The organism is Pararhodobacter oceanensis (genome assembly GCF_003076755.1).
Classification (GTDB): domain Bacteria; phylum Pseudomonadota; class Alphaproteobacteria; order Rhodobacterales; family Rhodobacteraceae; genus Pararhodobacter; species Pararhodobacter oceanensis.
Map to the genome: position 1 here is coordinate 584932 of NZ_QDKM01000002.1, position 17765 is coordinate 602696.

Consider the following 17765-nt stretch of genomic DNA (forward strand, 5'->3'; position numbering starts at 1 on the left):
GTAATTGCAAAATCGCACTTTGCAAATCCACACGCGCCGCTCTTACTGTGGCGGCGCGTCGATCCGGTAGGGCAATATCCCGCGCCGGTCGAAGTCGATGGTCAGGCTGTGTTCCAGCGGCGGCACCGAGCGTTGATGGCAGTTCGGCCGCGCGCAGATCCGGCAGGATATGCCAATCGGTTCAAAGGCTTGCGGATTGCTCAGATCCATATCATCGGCATAGGTCAGTGCGCCGGCATGGCGTATCTCGCAGCCCAGCGAGATCGCATAGCGCCGCACCGGCGCGCGGAACGAACCGCCAAGTTTCGACACATCGCGCGACAGGCAGAAATAGCGCACCCCGTCCGGCGTCTCGGCCAATTGCCGCAAAAACCGCCCCGGAACCTCGAAGGCCTGATGCACATTCCACAGCGGGCAAGAGCCGCCATAGCGGGCGAATTGCAACCGCGTGGCAGAATGGCGCTTGGTGATCGTGCCCGCCTGATCGACGCGGACGAAAAAGAACGGCACGCCCTTGGCACCCGGGCGTTGCAGGGTCGACAGCCGGTGCGCGACCTGCTCGATCGAGGCGCCGAACTGGTCGGCGAGCATCTCCAGATCATGGCGGGTCTCGCGCGCGGCGGCCAGAAACTCGCGGTAAGGAAGCATCGCGGCACCGGCGAAGTAATTCGCCAGCCCGATTTTAGCGATGGCGCGGGCCTCGTCGGATTGGAACCGCGCAAGGTCCAAAGTCGCATCCAAGAGCTCATTCTGGGTCAGCAATGCCAGTTGATGCAGCAGTTGAAAGCGGCGTGACGAATTCGAGGCTTTTGTTGATAAAGTGAGGGTCCGGCGCTGCGGATCATAACGTCTGAGCAGCGGATCATCGGAAAACTGCAAGTTGATGCCGCGCCGCTCAAGGGCTTTTTCCGCCCGCGCGTCAATGCTTTCAGGGCCGCGGGCGAAATTCTCGGCGGCGTGATCGACCGCGTCGATATAGTTGTCGCAATAGTGGAAAAAGTCGCGCACCTCCTCCCATGGTGAGGCGCGCAGGCTGCGGTCTTCATGGCCCAAAGCCTCATCCAGCGAGGCCAGCCGTTCATGGGTCTGCCGGTAGGCGTGATGCAACGCCAAAAGCGCCCGCGCCACGCCCGGCGCGTTCGAGGCCACCAGCCGCAGGTCTGCCGCCGAGGGGGTGGGCGTGGGGAATACCGGATCGGCCAGCGCCTCGCGCAGATCGGAGACCATGCGCTCGCTGTCGCCGGTGGAGAGCTCGGTCACATCGGTGCCGAACTCGCGGGCCAGCGCCAACACGACCGCGGTCGAAACCGGCCGATTGTTGTTTTCCATCTGATTGAGATAGGGCAGCGATACGCCCATTCGGGCTGCGAATTCCTTCTGCGTCAGTTGCAACCGCGTGCGGATTTCGCGCAGTTTGGCACCGGCATAGAGTTTTTGAATGGCCATCGCATTCCCCGAGTTTGCAACTCTCTCAGGGTATATTTGCAAACTCCGATTGCCAAGCCCGTGTCAGAGGCCCAAACGCCTGTTGCGCCGCATCACCACCTGCATCGAGATGAACGATCCGAGCAGCGACAACCCCATGATCACCAACAGCGGCCAAGACCCGGTCTCGGGCGTTAGCACCGCGCCTGCCAGTGCCGAAAGCGCCGCGCCACCGCCGATCATGAACGCACCGCCCAGCCCCGAGGCGGTGCCCGCCAGATGCGGACGCACCGAGAGCATACCGGCGTTGGAATTGGGCAGCAGCATGCCGTTGCCGACGCCCAGCAGCACGAAGGGCAGAAAGAAGCCGGCCGCACCAAGATCCAGATACCAGGCGATGGTCTGCAGCGAGATCCCGACCGCCATGACCAGATTGCCCATATTGATCATGCGGATGGTGCCGACACGTGTTGAAAACCGGCCGGAAAAGAAGTTCCCCAGCCCGTAGCCCGCGCCGGTGACGCCAAAAAACATGCCTAATTTGCTGGGCGAGAGGCCGTAAATCTCGGTGCCGATAAAAGGCGCGCCGCCGAGATAGGCGAAGAACGTGCCCGAGGCGCAGGCGGTGGTCATCACATAGCCCCAAAACCGCGGCGAGGTCAGCAATTCGGGGTAGTCGCGGATCTGGTCGCGCATGCTGGTCGGGCGGTTCACCGTGGTTTCGCCCAAATCGGCCCAAGTCAGCGCCATCACCGCGACACCCAGAACCATCAGCAAGAGAAAGGTCGCTTTCCAGCCGAAAACCTCGTCCAAGATGCCGCCTAAAACCGGCCCCAGCATCGGCACAATCGAGGTGCCCAGCGTGACATAGCCGATCATCGAGGCGGCATGGGCCTCTTCGACCATATCGCGGATGATGGCGCGGCTCAGTGCCAGCGCGGTGAGGATCGCCGCCTGTAACATGCGGAAAATAAGGAATATTTCCGCTGTTGGCGCGATCAAGGTTCCGGCGCTGGCGATGATGAAAATCCCGATCGAGATTAGCAAGATATTGCGCCTGCCATAGCGGTCCGAGATCGGGCCGATGACCAATTGCAACCCCGCGCTGAACGCCAGATAGAGCGAAATCGACAATTGGATGAGCCGGTAATCCGCGTCGAAATACAGCGCCATATTCGGCAATGAGGGCAGAAATACATTCATCGACATCGCCGCCACCCCTGAAATCAGGATCAGCGTGATAATATGCGGCGGGGTGGATCGGTCGAGAAACCGCGTGGCGAGCTTTTTCATTTCACAAGTGTATTGAGCGCCGCGCTGGCTGTCCAGTTGCGCCGAGCGGTATTGCGGCCATTATAGCGGTTAACGGGCAGGTGTCGTGGCGCCGCGAGTTTGCAAATTTGCAATTTGCTGGGCGGTGTGGGTCTATGGTTTGCAAATCTGCTCAATTTTCCTTTTCCTTTCGGGTCCGAGCCCGTAGATTGCGGAGAAATCCGAGGAGGGCCCGAGAATGGACATTCTGCAAGAGTTGGAAGATCGACGCGAGATTGCGCGACTGGGCGGTGGCCAGCGCCGTATCGACTCCCAGCACGCCAAAGGCAAGCTGACCGCGCGCGAACGCATCGATCTGCTGCTTGATGAAGGGTCTTTTGAAGAATTCGACATGTTTGTCGCCCATCGCTGCACCGATTTCGGGATGGAAGACGACCGGCCCTCGGGCGACGGTGTGGTCACCGGCTGGGGCACTATCAATGGCCGGATGGTCTATGTGTTCAGTCAGGATTTCACCGTCTTCGGCGGCTCACTCTCCGAGACCCACGCGCAAAAGATTTGCAAAATCATGGACATGGCGATCCAGAATGGTGCGCCGGTGATCGGGCTGAACGACTCGGGCGGAGCGCGCATCCAAGAGGGTGTCGCCAGTCTGGCGGGCTATGCCGAGGTGTTTCAGCGCAACATTATGGCCTCGGGCGTGGTGCCGCAGATCAGCGTGATCATGGGGCCCTGCGCGGGCGGCGCGGTCTATTCTCCGGCGATGACCGACTTTATTTTTATGGTGCGCGACTCCTCCTATATGTTCGTGACCGGCCCCGATGTGGTGAAAACCGTCACCAATGAGATCGTCACGGCCGAGGAATTGGGCGGCGCCAGCACCCATACCAAGAAATCCTCGGTCGCGGATGGGGCGTTTGAAAATGACGTCGAAGCACTGATCGAGGTGCGCCGTCTGGTCGACCTTTTGCCACTCAATAACCGCGAGAAGGCGCCGACGCGTCCGTTCTTTGACCATTCCGACCGCGTCGAGCCCAGCCTCGACACCTTGATCCCTGACAATGTGAACACGCCTTATGACATCAAGGAATTGATCCGTAAGGTCGCCGATGAGGGGGATTTCTACGAAATTCAGGAAGATTTCGCCAAGAATATCGTTATTGGTTTCATCCGGCTTGAAGGGCAAAGCATCGGTGTGGTTGCCAACCAGCCGATGGTGCTGGCCGGGTGCCTTGATATCGACGCCAGCCGCAAGGCCGCGCGCTTCGTGCGGTTCTGCGATGCCTTCGAGATCCCGATCCTGACGCTGGTCGATGTTCCGGGCTTCCTGCCGGGCACCGGGCAGGAATACGGCGGGGTGATCAAACACGGCGCGAAGCTGTTGTTTGCCTACGGTGAGGCGACGGTGCCGAAGGTGACTTTGATCACCCGCAAAGCCTATGGCGGCGCCTATGACGTGATGTCGTCAAAGCATCTGCGTGGCGATTTTAACTATGCTTGGCCGACCGCGCAGATCGCGGTGATGGGGGCCAAGGGCGCGGTTGAAATCCTCTATCGCAGCGAATTGGGCGACGCTGAAAAGATCGCCGCGCGGACCAAGGACTATGAGGATCGCTTTGCGAATCCCTTCGTTGCCGCCGAGAAAGGCTTTATCGACGAGGTGATCATGCCGCGCTCGACACGCCAGCGGCTGTGCCGTGCTTTCGCCAGCCTGCGCAACAAGAAACTGACCAATCCGTGGAAGAAACACGACAACATCCCGCTGTGACCGGACGGGGTTATCCACAAGCAACTGAGGGTTGGCAGCACCAATCCGCTAAATGTTGATTTTTTGAACCTCGCCTTTGCGCCCATTGGTGCGTCACGGCAACAGAACGGCTTGCAAGTCCCCATGTTTGAACAGAAAAACTGGCATCAGCATCCTTATTCGGATATGGTCGCTTTCGGCGTATACAGTAAAGTATGCGTGAAAATGAGCATCCGGAGCTTTGGGACAGCCCAGCGACCGGGGCGTGCAGAGAGCAGGAGACTAGCATGTCCAAGATCACCATCGCAGCCCTCACGGCTGTTTTCGGCCTGTCGGTTCTGGCCGGCTGTAACCAGAGCCGTCAAGAAGAATTCGTCATGGTCGAGCCCGCGCCGCAGCCGATTTACGTCGAGCCGGTGTCGAGCAAATACAACTGATCCAGCGCCATTTGGCGTAGCGCGGCGGGCGGGGCTGTCACTGGCCTCGCCCGTTCGCATGTCTGCGATCATCTATCCGCAACTTCAACATGGAGGCGCGGCATGATTAAGCATCGCGGCTTTCCCGGGCGTCTGCCCAGTTCCGATTACCAATTTACCATCCGCCGCGCGAATAAGGCTGGCGCCACGCCGTTGATTTCGCGCAAGCGTTATGCCGACCGCCGCCCCGCTGACAAACGCGCCGACGCCGGTTTCATGGCCGCGCTTTGGGAGTATTTCGGCGAAGAACCATTCGAGCGCGGCAATCTGGATGCCGGTCGCCTGTCATGGCTGTTCGAGCGCGAGGTGATCGCCGCCGAGAGCCCCTTTGATCCCAAAAGCTACGAGGCGCTGCTGCGGATCAATCTGCCAATCGCACAGGTCAGCTATCCCGAGATTTTCGCACCCGATGCCGACCCCGTGGATTGGGACGATGACGAGGGGGTATGATATTGCAATCACGACTGAATTTCCAATTTGCTCTGGCCGCTGCGCCAGCGCGTCTATCCGTTGACTGCAGCGCCCAAAGCGGGCCGGGGGAGTGACAATGTTCAAAAAGATCCTGATCGCCAACCGTGGGGAAATCGCCTGTCGGGTGATTAAATCGGCGCAGAAAATGGGCATCAAGACGGTGGCGGTTTACTCGGATGCCGACCGCAACGCGCTGCATGTCCGTATGGCGGATGAGGCGGTTCACATCGGCCCGCCGCCGGCCAACCAGTCCTATATTGTGATCGACAAAATCCTTGAGGCGGTGCGCCAGACCGGCGCCGAAGCGGTCCATCCCGGCTATGGATTTCTCAGCGAAAACATGAGGTTCGCCGAGGCATTGGAGGCCGAGGGCGTCGCCTTCATCGGCCCGCCGAGCTCGGCAATCGAGTCGATGGGCGACAAGATCACCTCAAAGAAGATCGCGCAGGAAGCAGGCGTCAGCACCGTGCCCGGCTATATGGGGTTGATCGAAGACGCCGAAGAGGCGGTGAAGATCAGCAACCAAGTCGGCTATCCGGTGATGATCAAGGCTTCGGCGGGCGGCGGCGGCAAGGGCATGCGCATTGCGTGGAATGATGCCGAGGCGCGCGAAGGCTTTCAATCGTCCAAGAATGAGGCCGCCAACAGCTTTGGTGACGACCGGATTTTCATCGAGAAATTTGTCACCCAGCCGCGCCATATCGAGATTCAGGTGCTCGCCGACAAGCACGGCAATTGCGTCTATCTGCATGAGCGCGAATGCTCGATCCAGCGCCGCAACCAGAAGGTCATCGAAGAGGCGCCTTCGCCCTTCCTTGACGAAGCGACCCGCAAGGCGATGGGCGAACAGGCCGTGGCGCTGTCGAAAGCCGTCGGCTACACCAGCGCCGGCACGGTGGAATTCATCGTCGACGGGCAGCGCAATTTCTACTTCCTCGAGATGAACACCCGTCTGCAGGTGGAACATCCGGTCACCGAATTGATCACCGGCATTGATCTGGTTGAGCAGATGATCCGCGTGGCCAATGGCGAGGCGCTGCCGTTCCAGCAAGACGATATTAAGATTAACGGCTGGGCGATGGAAAGCCGGCTCTATGCCGAGGATCCTTACCGTAACTTCCTGCCCTCGATCGGCCGTCTGACCCGCTACCGTCCGCCCATTGAGGGGGCGACCGCCGAGGGTGGTATCGTGCGCAATGACACCGGCGTCTATGAGGGCGGCGAGATCAGCATGTATTACGATCCGATGATTGCCAAACTCTGCACTTGGGCGCCGACCCGCTCCGAGTCGATTGAGGAGATGCGCATCGCGCTCGACACCTTCGAGGTGGAAGGGATCGGCCACAATCTGCCGTTCTGTGCGGCGGTGATGGACCATCCGAAATTCGTCTCAGGCGAGATTACCACCGCCTTCATTGAAGAGGAATTCCCCGAAGGATTTGAAGGCGTTACCCTGCCTGATCCGATGATCTCGCGGGTGGTTGCGGCGGTGGCGGCGATGAACCGTGTGGCGGAAATCCGGCGCACCCGTGTGTCGGGGCGCATGGACAATCACGAGCGCAAGGTCGGCGATGATTGGGTAGTGATCCTGCAGGGCGCAGAAGTGCCGGTGACGGTGCGCGCCGACCGTGGCGGGGCGCATGTGGATTTTGCGGATGGCACCTCGATGCGCGTCGAATCCGATTGGGTTCCGGGGCAGACTTTGGCGCATTTGCTGGTCGATGACGCGGCCTTAGTGCTCAAGGTCGGGCGCGCGGTGGGCGGCTACCGTATTCGTCTGCGCGGCGCCGATATTAAGGTTAAAGTCTACAGTCCGCGGCAAGCCGAACTCGCGCGCCTGATGCCCGAGAAACTGCCGCCGGACACCTCGAAATTCCTGCTTTGCCCGATGCCCGGGTTGATTGTCAGCCTTGCGGTGAATGTGGGCGACGAGGTCTTCGAAGGGCAGGCGCTCTGCACGGTTGAAGCGATGAAGATGGAAAACATCCTGCGCGCCGAACGCAAGGGCGTGGTCAAAGCGATCAACGCCGAGGTGGGCGGCTCGATGGCGGTTGATGATGTGATCATGGAGTTTGAATAAATGCGCCGCGCCGCTGCTTCATCTTGCCCGAAATACTCGCGGGGGAGGGCGGCGCAGCCGACCGGGGGCGGCAGCCCCCACTTTGGACGCGGCGGTTACCGTCCCGCAGGGCGGCGTTCGAGCATCTCTTGCTGTCTGAGCGGGAAGTGGTCGATGGCCGAGCTGATCTCGCGCACCGAACGCGGGGCCGGACGGCGTTGTTTGATCTGCCCGTCTTTCTCGATGATCGCCAGCATGAACCCGCGCGGCCGCAGCCTTTGGCGCAGCAATGAGCCGGAATTGCGGTCGCCGTCGAAAATCACCACGACATCGCGCTCCAATAGATCCGCGGCGCGGGCGCGGATATCCTCCATCTGCCGGATAAACGCCGGATCACGCGGCGAATTGGCTAGCACCGCGACAATCCTGCGGTCCCAGAGGAAGTCCTCGGGATCAACCTCGCTGGCATCGACAATTAGCAGCGTCTCGAGTTCCGCCACAGTCTCAGCCGCAACCGGCGCGTCGCCAGTCTCGGTGAGCGCCTCGGGGATGACGTCAGCGACCGGCGCATCGGTGGATTGCGCGGCAACAGGGGCGGAGGCAATGGCGATCAACACCAGACCCAATAGGCTTAACTTCATCGGCGACGGTTCTCCTTCTGTTAAGGATATAGGCAGCCGCGCCGGGAAAACACCAGTGCTGGACATGAATTCATCGCGATCCGCAGCGATTGCCGCGTGAGAAAGCCCAAAGAAAGCAAGGACCTCGTCATGACCGACAATTCCGACAAACTCACCGAATGGCAGGCTTTGGCCGAGAAAGAGTTGCGCGGGCGCAGCCTCGATGATCTGACGTGGCACACGCTTGAGGGCATTCCGGTCAAACCGCTCTATACCGAGGCCGACACCGAGGGGCTGGAGCATCTGGGCACGGTGCCCGGTCTGGCGCCCTTCACCCGTGGCCCGCGCGCGACGATGTATGCCGGCCGCCCTTGGACGATCCGCCAGTATGCCGGTTTCTCCACCGCCGAGGAATCGAATGCGTTTTACCGCAAGGCGCTGGCGGCGGGGCAGCAGGGGGTCTCGGTGGCCTTCGATCTGGCCACTCACCGTGGTTATGACAGCGACCACCCGCGCGTCGAGGGTGATGTCGGCAAGGCCGGTGTCGCGATTGACAGCGTTGAAGACATGAAGATCCTCTTTGACGGCATCCCGCTGGAAAAGGTCAGCGTGTCGATGACGATGAATGGCGCGGTGATCCCGATCTTGGCGAATTTCATCGTTGCCGGTGAGGAGCAGGGTGTCGAGCGTGCGGCGCTTTCGGGCACCATCCAGAACGACATTCTCAAGGAGTTCATGGTCCGCAACACCTATGTCTATCCGCCCGAGCCTTCGATGCGGATCATCGCGGATATCATTGAATACACCTCCAACGAGATGCCGAAATTCAACTCGATCTCGATTTCCGGCTATCACATACAGGAGGCCGGTGCGAACCTCGTGCAAGAGCTGGCCTATACGCTGGCCGACGGGCGCGAGTATGTGCGCGCCGCCATTGCGCGCGGTATGGATGTTGATAAATTCGCCGGCCGATTGAGCTTTTTCTTCGCCATCGGGATGAATTTCTTCATGGAGGCGTCGAAACTGCGCGCCGCGCGGCTGTTGTGGCACCGGATCATGTCGGAGTTCGAGCCGAAGAAACCCGGCTCGCTGATGCTGCGCACCCATTGCCAGACCTCGGGCGTCAGCCTGCAAGAGCAAGACCCCTATAACAACGTCGTGCGCACGGCCTATGAGGCGATGGCGGCGGCACTCGGCGGCACCCAATCCCTGCACACCAACGCATTGGATGAGGCGATTGCCCTGCCCACCGAATTCAGCGCGCGGATCGCCCGCAACACCCAGTTGATCCTGCAAGAAGAGACCGGCATCACCAATGTCGTCGATCCGCTGGCGGGCTCCTATTACGTCGAAAAGCTCACTGCTGATCTGGCCGAAGAGGCGTGGAAACTGATCTGCGAGGTCGAGGAGATGGGCGGGATGACCAAAGCCGTCGCCTCGGGCATGCCGAAGCTGCGCATCGAGGAAAGCGCGGCCAAACGGCAGGCGATGATCGACCGCGGCGAGGAGGTGATCGTCGGGGTCAATAAATACCGGCTGGGTGAGGAAGACCCGATCGACATTCTGGACATCGACAATGTCAAAGTGCGCGACGGTCAAATCGCACGGCTTAAAGCGATCCGCGAGAGCCGTGATGAGCAGGCTTGCAGTGCCGCGCTCGAGGCCTTGGAGCGCTGTGCCCGCGAGGGTGGAAATCTGCTGGAGGCCGCGGTCGAAGCCGCCCGTGCCCGCGCCAGCGTTGGGGAGATCTCGTCGAGCATGGAAAAAGTATTCGGCCGCCACCGCGCGGAAGTGAAAACCCTCGCCGGTGTCTACGGCGCTGCCTATGAGGGCGATGATGATTTCGCCGCGATTCAGGCCGATGTGAACGCTTTCGCCGAAGATGAGGGTCGCCGCCCGCGTATGCTGGTGGTGAAAATGGGGCAGGACGGCCATGACCGCGGCGCCAAGGTGATCGCCACCGCCTTTGCCGATATCGGTTTTGACGTGGACGTGGGGCCTTTGTTCCAGACCCCCGAGGAGGCGGCGCAGGACGCGATTGACAACGACGTGCATGTGATCGGGATTTCCTCGCAGGCGGCGGGGCATAAAACGCTGGCGCCGAAACTGGTGCAGGCGCTCAAGGATGCGGGCGCGGGGGATATTCTGGTGATCTGCGGCGGGGTGATCCCGCAGCAGGACTACCAGTTCCTTTATGACAGCGGGGTGAAAGCGATCTTTGGACCGGGCACCAATATCCCCAAAGCGGCCCGCGATATCCTGAAACTGGTGCGGCAGGCGCGCGAAGGGTAGGGCTAAGAAAGTCGGGAGGCGCCCGACCCTGGGTGGGCGCTTGCTCCCTGTCCAGAGCGCGCTGCGCTTGAAAGCACCAGTGACGTGCGAGCCGCTCTCGACATCGCCAATGCGCCCTCCCGGGGGGAGGGTCGGGCGCGGCACGGGCCAAAGGCCCGTGCCTGATAGGAAGGGCAAGGGGCTTTGCCCCCTCTTGGCCTGCGGCCAATTCACCCCCAAGATATTTTTGGACAGATGAGCGGGCGGCGGTTCTGTGCTGCGCCTCTGCTGGCGCCGGGTTGCAGGGCGTTGTAGCGCGGCGCGGTTTGCGGTATGCGGCGCGGTGGGTAACCGAGGAGTCTGCCATGACCGCGCCGCGTAAACTTTTCATCAAGACTTACGGCTGTCAGATGAATGTCTATGACAGCGAGCGCATGGCCGAGGCTTTGGGCGCATCGGGCTATGTGCCGACCGATACCGCCGCCGATGCCGATATGATCTTGCTCAACACCTGCCATATCCGCGAGAAGGCCGCCGAGAAGGTCTATTCCGAGCTTGGACGGCTGAAACCGCTCAAGGATGGCAATCCCGATTTGAAAATCGGCATTGCCGGCTGTGTGGCGCAGGCCGAGGGTGCCGAGATCATGCGCCGCGCGCCGGTGGTCGATCTGGTGGTCGGGCCGCAGACCTATCACCGTCTGCCGGCAATGGAGGCCGCCGCCCGCGCCGGTGAGCGTCCTGTCGATACCGATTTCCCCGATGAGGATAAATTCGAACATCTGCCCAAAGGCCCGCGCGCGGTGCGTGGCGTGTCGGCGTTTTTGACCGTGCAGGAGGGCTGCGACAAATTCTGCGCCTTCTGCGTGGTGCCCTATACCCGCGGCGCCGAAGTCAGCCGCCCCGCCGAGCGGATCCTGCGCGAGGCGCGCGATCTGGTCGAGCGCGGCGTGCGCGAGGTCACGCTCTTGGGGCAGAACGTTAACGGTTATCACGGCGAGGGGCTGGACGGGCGCGATTGGTCGCTGGCGCGTCTGGTGCGCGAACTGGCCGAGATCGACGGGCTCTGGCGCATCCGCTACACGACCTCGCACCCAAATGATATGAGCGACGATCTGATCGCCGCGCACGGTGATTTGGACAAGCTGATGCCCTATCTGCATCTGCCGGTGCAATCGGGCTCAGATAAGATCCTCAAGGCGATGAACCGCAAGCACACTGCGGCAGAGTATCTGGAAATCCTTGATCGGCTGCGCGAAGTGCGGCCGGATCTGGCGCTCTCGGGCGATTTCATCGTCGGCTTTCCCGGCGAGGGAGAGGCGGAATTCGAGGCGACGATGGAGCTGGTGCGCAAGGCCGGCTACCACTCGGCCTTCTCGTTCAAATACTCGGCCCGCCCCGGCACCCCTGCCGCCGAGCGGCCGGTGCTGCCCGATGCGGTGCTCGATGTGCGCTTGCACGAGCTACAGGCACTGATCACCGAGCAGCAGCGCGCCGCGCAGCAGGCGATGGTCGGCCGCGAGGTGCAGGTTCTGTTCGAGAAACCGGGCCGGATGCCGGGGCAAATGGTGGGTAAATCCGACTATCTCCACGCGGTTCACGCCACCGGCGAAGGCATTGCTCCGGGCCAGCTGAGACGGGTGAGAATCACCGAAAGCGCGACAAATTCGCTGGCTGCGGTTCTGCTGTGATCTCTGCGTTTCGACGCATGGCGCAGTGATCGCGGCGCATTTTCGACGAAAAAATCGCCTCCGACTGGGGGTTAAAAGGCGAATTTCCGCATGTCGATGTGGGAATCTCTCTAGCAAAGTCGCGCAACTTTGCTAATGTTTCCGATGTGGTAGAGGAATTTCTTGCCGGTTGTCCCTGATCTGCTTAGGGGGCGCCAAGGCGCGGAGACTTTTGCCAGGGGGTTTAACAATAAAAAGGAAGATGGCTGTGGTTAAGTCTGTTTCCAAAGCCGTCCGGCTGATCGCTGGCGCCGCTGCCATGGCGCTTGTTCTTGTTGGATTGACGGCAACTGATGCGGCGGCGCAGCGGCAGCGCACCATTGTCGGTGAGCGCTATGTGCCAACCATTTGGGTCGATCCCGATGGCTGTCAGCACTGGGTGATCGACAACGGTATCGAAGGCTATATGACGCCGAATCGCACGCCCGACGGGCGGCCGGTCTGTCAGCGCACCAACGCCTGCCTGACGATGAGCACCGATACGCTGTTTGCCACCGGCAGCCATAACCTGCGGCCCGGCGCTCAGGCGCGGTTGTCGCAATTCTTCAGCACCAATGGCTCGACCGCCTTTGTGGTCTACGGCCACACCGATCCGCGCGGCGGGTTCCAGTATAATATGAACCTGTCGGAAAACCGCGCCCGCACGGTGGCCAATGTGGCGATCGCCTCGGGTGGTCGGGTGGCAGCGGTGCGCGGCTTTGGTCCGATGCATCCGGTGGCGTCGAATTCGACCGCCGCGGGCATGGCGCAGAACCGCCGTGTCGAAGTGATGTGCGTGCAGTGAGCTCCGGGGGGAATGCAACAATGAAAACGACAAAAATGATCCTTCTGGGTGTCACCGCCGTGGGCCTCTCGGCCTGTGTCAGCACCTCGGGTGGCGGCAACGCCAACAACAACGCCGGTGGTGGCGATGGCTGGGTGGAATGGAACGCCGAGGATAACACCTCGGACCGCCATCTGGGCCGCCAGAACCATATCTCCAACATGCGCGACGCCGGTATCTGGGTCGATCCGCATGGCTGCGACCACTGGATCATCGACGAAGGCGTCGAGGGCTTCATGTCGCCGCGTCTGGATGATTACGGCAATCCGGTATGCTCGGGCATCGCGCCGCCGACCGTCGCAGTCGGGCGCTATCGCCGCGGCACCTAAGCGGCGCCTGTCCCTCGCGGGCACAAGGTTTTGGACGGCCCTGCACTGCGGGGCCGTTCTGCATTTCGCGCGCGCGCAGAATTGACCTCAGCGATGGTTGTATTTGCCCGCTCAATGGCTAAATCTTGTGGTGCCCGCTTGCCAATCGTCAGGCGGAGAGGCAGACTCGTCGGCAAGATGAGAGACCACACACCAAGCAGAGGTGCAATTTGGGTATCAGCGCGTTGACGCCGCCACCAGACTCCGATGATCAAACACAGACGATGATGGAATTTGCCGACAATCGCCTCCTGGTCGATCTATGCGGCGAATATGATCGCAATCTGGTCAGGTTGGAGGCGGAGCTTGACGTGCAGATCGTGCGTCGTGGCAATCAGTTGTTCATCATCGGCGATCCGACGATGCGGGCCCGTGCAGCCGAGACGCTGCGGGCGCTCTATGACCGGTTGAGCGATGGCAAAGAGGTTGTCGCGGGCGATGTGGACGGGGCGCTGAACCTCTCGGCCGGTGACAAACCCGAGCGCCAGCTTGAGATGTTTCGCAGCGGGCAGGTCGAAATCCGCACCCGCAAGAAGACCGTCGCCCCGCGCACCAAGGCGCAGCAGGATTATGCGCGCTCCTTGTTCGAGAAATCGCTGAATTTCGGCATCGGACCGGCGGGCACCGGCAAGACCTATATTGCCGTCGCGGCGGCGGTGCATTTCTTCATCGAGGGTCATGTCGACAAGATCATCCTGTCACGTCCGGCGGTCGAGGCGGGCGAAAAGCTCGGCTATCTACCCGGCGATATGAAGGAAAAAGTCGATCCCTATATGCAGCCGCTCTATGACGCGCTGAATGACTTCTTCCCCGCCAAGCAACTGGCGCGGCTGATGGAGGAAAAGCGCATCGAGATCGCGCCCTTGGCCTTCATGCGCGGGCGCACCCTGGCCAGCGCCTATGTGGTGCTGGATGAGGCGCAGAACGCCAGCGAAATGCAGATGAAGATGTTCCTGACCCGTCTCGGCGAGGGCTCGCGCATGGCGATCACCGGCGACCGCAGTCAGGTGGACCTGCCACGTGGCCATACCAGTGGTCTGGTCGCCGCCGAGCGCATCCTCAAGCATATCCCCGATATCGGGTTCAGCTATTTCACCGCCGCCGATGTTGTGCGCCATCCGTTGGTCGCCAAGATCGTCGCCGCCTATGACGATCACGACGCCCGCAAGGCTCCATAAGGGATTGCGCATCCGTGTCAAAGCGGGCGCAGAGATATGATGCCAGATGCCGATTGAGATCGATATAACCGACGACCGCTGGCTCGGCCTAGGCGCGGGGGGTGCCGGTGGGATTGAGCAACTGGTGGCCCGCGGCTGTGATGCAACGCTGCGGCATCTGGGCTACGCGCCCGAGGGGTTGGAAATCAGTGTGCTCGCCTGTGATGACGCCCGCATCCGCGACCTCAACACACGGTTTCGCGGCAAGGATGCGCCGACCAATGTGCTGTCATGGCCGACCTGGGACCTGAGCGCCGAGACGGCAGGCGACGCGCCGGAGCCGCCCGAGCTGGGCTCTGCCGAGATGCCCGAAGAGCTGGGCGATATGGCGCTGGCCTATGAGACCTGCGCGCGTGAGGCCGAAGAGCAGGGCAAATCGCCCAAGGATCATGTCACCCATCTGGTGGTGCATTCGACGCTGCATTTGCTCGGATACGACCATGAAACCGACGCGGATGCCGAATTGATGGAAGGTTTAGAGCGTTTGATCCTTGCACAACTGGGCATTGACGACCCATATGCAGCGGATCACCATGCATAGGCTGGTGATATCCAAGCACAGTATGACTTGCGCGGTGCCTCCAAAAGCACGGCGACCCCGGATCAATTTACCCAGTTCACACACTGGAAAGGACCCATGAACGATACCCCTTCCGGCTCTGGCCCTGCCGTTGCAATCGCATCGGCAGACGACCCAAGCCACAGTCCCGAGCCCAGCCCTGACCCTTGTCCCGAGAACGGACACCGTGAACGCGGGCTTTTTGGTCGTCTCTTTGATGCGCTGTCACCGGCAGAAGCCGAGGATGAAGCGGAGGCCAGTTTCAATATGTCCATGCAGCAAGTCCTGCCCGGGCTGGCCAATCTGAGGCGGTTACGGGTGGCCGATGTTTCGGTGCCCAAGGCCGAGATCGTGGCAATTCCGGTGGATATCGACGGCGATGCGCTGATGGCGCTGTTCCGCGAGAGCGGGTTTTCGCGCCTGCCGGTCTATGACGAGACGCTGGACCATCCGATGGGGTTTTTGCTGCTCAAGGATCTGGTGCTGCACCACGGGTTCGATCTGGATCAAAAGGATCTGGCGATTGCCTCGATGCTGCGGCCTTTGCTGTTCGTGCCGCCGTCGATGCCTTTGGTGGTTTTGCTGCAAAAGATGCAGGCCGAGCGCACCCATATGGCGCTGGTGATTGACGAATACGGCGGGGTCGAAGGGCTGGTGACGATCGAGGATCTGCTCGAGCAGGTGGTCGGCCAGATCGAGGATGAACACGACAGCGAGAACGAGCATCTGTGGCAACAGGAAATGCCGCTGGTCTGGTTGATACAGGCGCGCGCACAGCTTGATGATTTGCAAGATGCGCTGGGCTTTGATCTGACCGAAGGCTTGGACGACGAAGAGGTCGATACGCTAGGCGGGTTGGTGTTCCTGATGCTCGGGCGGGTTCCGGCACGTGGCGAGGTGATCAGCCATCCGGCGGGGCATGAACTTGAGGTGCTCGAGGCCGATCCACGCCGCGTGAAGCGTTTGCGGGTGCGTGTTGCCGGGTCCAAGGCCGGTGACGCCGCCAGCGGCGACTGAGGTGCAGCAGGTCTTGCGGGGCAGATGGGGCGTCCTTGGCGTGGCGCTGGCCTCGGGGCTGATTGCCGCGCTCGGGCAGGCGCCTTGGGGGCTGTGGTATCTCGCCCTTCCGGCGCTGGCTGCAGTGGCGCTGCTGGTGGCGCTCACTCCGACTGCGCGCGGGGCCTTCGGGCGCGCATGGCTGGCGGGGGCGGCGCAATTTGCCGTGGCGCTGGCGTGGATTGTCGAGCCCTTCCTGATTGATAGCACAACGCATGGCTGGATGGCGCCCTTCGCGCTGCTTGGCATGGCTTGCGGATTGGCGCTGTTCTGGGGCGCTGCGGCGGCTTTGGCTGCGGGGGCGCTGCAGCGGCCTGTGGCACGGATCTGGGCATTTGCCGGCGCGATGCTGGCGTTCGAAGCGTTACGCGGGCATTTGTTCACCGGTTTTCCATGGGCGCTGACCGGCCATATCTGGATCGGCACCCCGGCGGATCAACTTGCGGCCTATGGTGGCAGCCTGCTGCTCAGCGCCTTGGCTTTGGGCCTCGCGGCGACGCTGGCGACAGTGGCCTACCGTCTGACGCAAGGCCGGATCTTGCGCGCCTCACTGGTGGCGCTGGGCGGCGCGATTGCAGCGGCGGCGGCGCTGGGTCTCGGCGCATTTCGGCTCGCTGCACCCTTGCCGCCACCGCTTACGCCGGTGGTGCGGCTGGTGCAGGGCAATGTCCCGCAGCATCTCAAATGGCAGCCCGATCTGGTCGAAGGCTTCTATCACCGCCATCTCGCCCTCAGCGCCACCGCTGCCGATGCCCCCCCCGCGCTGGTCATCTGGCCCGAATCCGCCGCGCCCTTCCTTTTGGATAGCGCGGGGGACGGGCTGCGTATGGCGATCGAGGCGGCGGGCGTGCCCTTGATCTTTGGCGTGGACCGCCGCGCGCGTGACGAGGCGGGGCGCGTCCAATATTTCAACGCGCTGGCGCTGATCGGCATGGATGCGCAGGTGGCGGCGGTCTACGACAAGCACCATCTGGTGCCCTTTGGCGAATATATCCCGCTGATCGGGCAATTCGCCGAAGGCTTCGGCGGTCTCGCCTCGCAAGCGCTCTCGGGCTATGCGCCGGGGCCGGGGGTGCAAATCGTGGACCTCGCGGCGCTGGGGCTCGAAGGCTTCGGTCAGAGCCTGCCGCTGATCTGCTATGAGGCGGTGTTTGCGCGCAATCTGCGCAGCGAAACGCGGCCCGATTGGGTTTTGCAGATCACCAATGACGCCTGGTTCGGCACCGGCATCGGACCCTTCCAGCATCTCGCGCAGGCGCAATTGCGGGCGGTGGAATTCGGCCTGCCCTTGGTGCGCGCGGCGAATACCGGCGTTTCGGCGATGATCGACGCCCGCGGACGGATCACCGCCGCGCTGCCGCTGGGCGAGCAGGGGGTGCTCGACGCGCACATCCCCGGCGCAATGCCCGCGACACCCTACGCGCGGATCGGCGACACCCCGTGGCATGTCGCACTCTCGCTGCTTGCCCTTTGGCTGGCCCTGCGTGGCTGGCGGCGCAGAGGCAGCGCCTGACGCCGCCCCTGATGCCGTGCGGGCAGCGGGGACACAGAGGCGGCGCGGTTGCCGCAGGTCAGCCGAAACCGATTGACGCCGCAAAGCAGAGCAGATAGCGCGAAAGACAACTCTGTCGCAACGGCTTCCTGGCGCGACAGTCGTATAGCAATGGAGCACCC

General features: G+C 61.8%; 15 protein-coding genes and 1 riboswitch. Of the genes, 12 read left to right on the forward strand and 3 right to left on the reverse strand.

The window, feature by feature from the left end:
* Window positions 1–42 precede the first annotated feature (42 nt).
* Both DDE20_RS07190 and DDE20_RS07195 read right to left on the reverse strand, forming a co-directional pair.
* Window positions 43–1446 carry a helix-turn-helix domain-containing protein gene (locus tag DDE20_RS07190; RefSeq protein WP_116557766.1) on the reverse strand — a complete coding sequence of 468 codons (1404 nt, stop codon included), beginning with the start codon at window positions 1444–1446 and terminating at the stop codon, window positions 43–45.
* A 63-nt stretch (window positions 1447–1509) separates the two neighbouring features.
* Complete coding sequence (locus tag DDE20_RS07195) at window positions 1510–2718, reverse strand: multidrug effflux MFS transporter (protein WP_116557767.1); 1209 nt, start codon at window positions 2716–2718, stop codon at window positions 1510–1512.
* Between the two features lie 217 nt (window positions 2719–2935).
* Between DDE20_RS07195 and DDE20_RS07200 the strand changes: the two genes are divergently transcribed.
* From DDE20_RS07200 to DDE20_RS07210, 4 genes are all read left to right on the forward strand, one after another.
* Window positions 2936–4465: an acyl-CoA carboxylase subunit beta gene (locus tag DDE20_RS07200; RefSeq protein WP_116557768.1), complete on the forward strand. Its 1530-nt coding sequence runs from the start codon at window positions 2936–2938 to the stop codon at window positions 4463–4465.
* Window positions 4466–4731: 266 nt separating this feature from the next.
* Window positions 4732–4881, forward strand: coding sequence for a hypothetical protein (locus tag DDE20_RS18975; protein WP_165814443.1), 150 nt, complete (start codon window positions 4732–4734; stop codon window positions 4879–4881).
* 102 nt (window positions 4882–4983) lie between these two features.
* Window positions 4984–5370, forward strand: a complete 387-nt coding sequence (locus DDE20_RS07205; protein ID WP_116557769.1) for a hypothetical protein — start codon at window positions 4984–4986, stop codon at window positions 5368–5370.
* Between the two features lie 97 nt (window positions 5371–5467).
* Entirely contained in the window at window positions 5468–7471 is a 2004-nt protein-coding gene (locus DDE20_RS07210) for an acetyl-CoA carboxylase biotin carboxylase subunit (protein ID WP_116557770.1), read from the forward strand.
* A 95-nt stretch (window positions 7472–7566) separates the two neighbouring features.
* Here the strand turns inward: DDE20_RS07210 and DDE20_RS07215 are convergent, their stop codons facing one another.
* Window positions 7567–8091: a DUF4174 domain-containing protein gene (locus DDE20_RS07215; protein ID WP_165814444.1), complete on the reverse strand. Its 525-nt coding sequence runs from the start codon at window positions 8089–8091 to the stop codon at window positions 7567–7569.
* 129 nt (window positions 8092–8220) lie between these two features.
* On the opposite strand from DDE20_RS07215, the gene scpA reads away from it, so the two are divergent.
* The 8 genes from scpA (at window position 8221) to lnt (ending at window position 17604) form a co-directional block, all read left to right on the forward strand.
* The gene (gene scpA, locus DDE20_RS07220; protein ID WP_116557772.1) at window positions 8221–10362 is read left to right on the forward strand and encodes a methylmalonyl-CoA mutase; all 2142 of its coding nucleotides are present in this window, start codon (window positions 8221–8223) and stop codon (window positions 10360–10362) included.
* 344 nt (window positions 10363–10706) lie between these two features.
* Window positions 10707–12029 carry a tRNA (N6-isopentenyl adenosine(37)-C2)-methylthiotransferase MiaB gene (gene miaB / locus DDE20_RS07225; RefSeq protein WP_116557773.1) on the forward strand — a complete coding sequence of 441 codons (1323 nt, stop codon included), beginning with the start codon at window positions 10707–10709 and terminating at the stop codon, window positions 12027–12029.
* 241 nt (window positions 12030–12270) lie between these two features.
* A complete protein-coding gene (locus DDE20_RS07230) occupies window positions 12271–12852 on the forward strand; it encodes an OmpA family protein (protein ID WP_116557774.1) in 582 nt (193 codons plus the stop codon).
* 20 nt (window positions 12853–12872) lie between these two features.
* Entirely contained in the window at window positions 12873–13220 is a 348-nt protein-coding gene (locus DDE20_RS07235) for a hypothetical protein (RefSeq protein ID WP_116557775.1), read from the forward strand.
* Between the two features lie 209 nt (window positions 13221–13429).
* Window positions 13430–14437 carry a PhoH family protein gene (locus tag DDE20_RS07240; protein ID WP_116557776.1) on the forward strand — a complete coding sequence of 336 codons (1008 nt, stop codon included), beginning with the start codon at window positions 13430–13432 and terminating at the stop codon, window positions 14435–14437.
* Between the two features lie 46 nt (window positions 14438–14483).
* Window positions 14484–15017, forward strand: a complete 534-nt coding sequence (gene ybeY / locus DDE20_RS07245) for an rRNA maturation RNase YbeY (protein WP_116557777.1) — start codon at window positions 14484–14486, stop codon at window positions 15015–15017.
* 96 nt (window positions 15018–15113) lie between these two features.
* The gene (locus DDE20_RS07250) at window positions 15114–16052 is read left to right on the forward strand and encodes a hemolysin family protein (protein ID WP_116557778.1); all 939 of its coding nucleotides are present in this window, start codon (window positions 15114–15116) and stop codon (window positions 16050–16052) included.
* A gap of 13 nt (window positions 16053–16065) precedes the next feature.
* Window positions 16066–17604: an apolipoprotein N-acyltransferase gene (gene lnt / locus DDE20_RS07255; RefSeq protein WP_240607876.1), complete on the forward strand. Its 1539-nt coding sequence runs from the start codon at window positions 16066–16068 to the stop codon at window positions 17602–17604.
* Between the two features lie 109 nt (window positions 17605–17713).
* Window positions 17714–17762, forward strand: a riboswitch (SAM-SAH riboswitch).
* Window positions 17763–17765 lie beyond the last annotated feature (3 nt).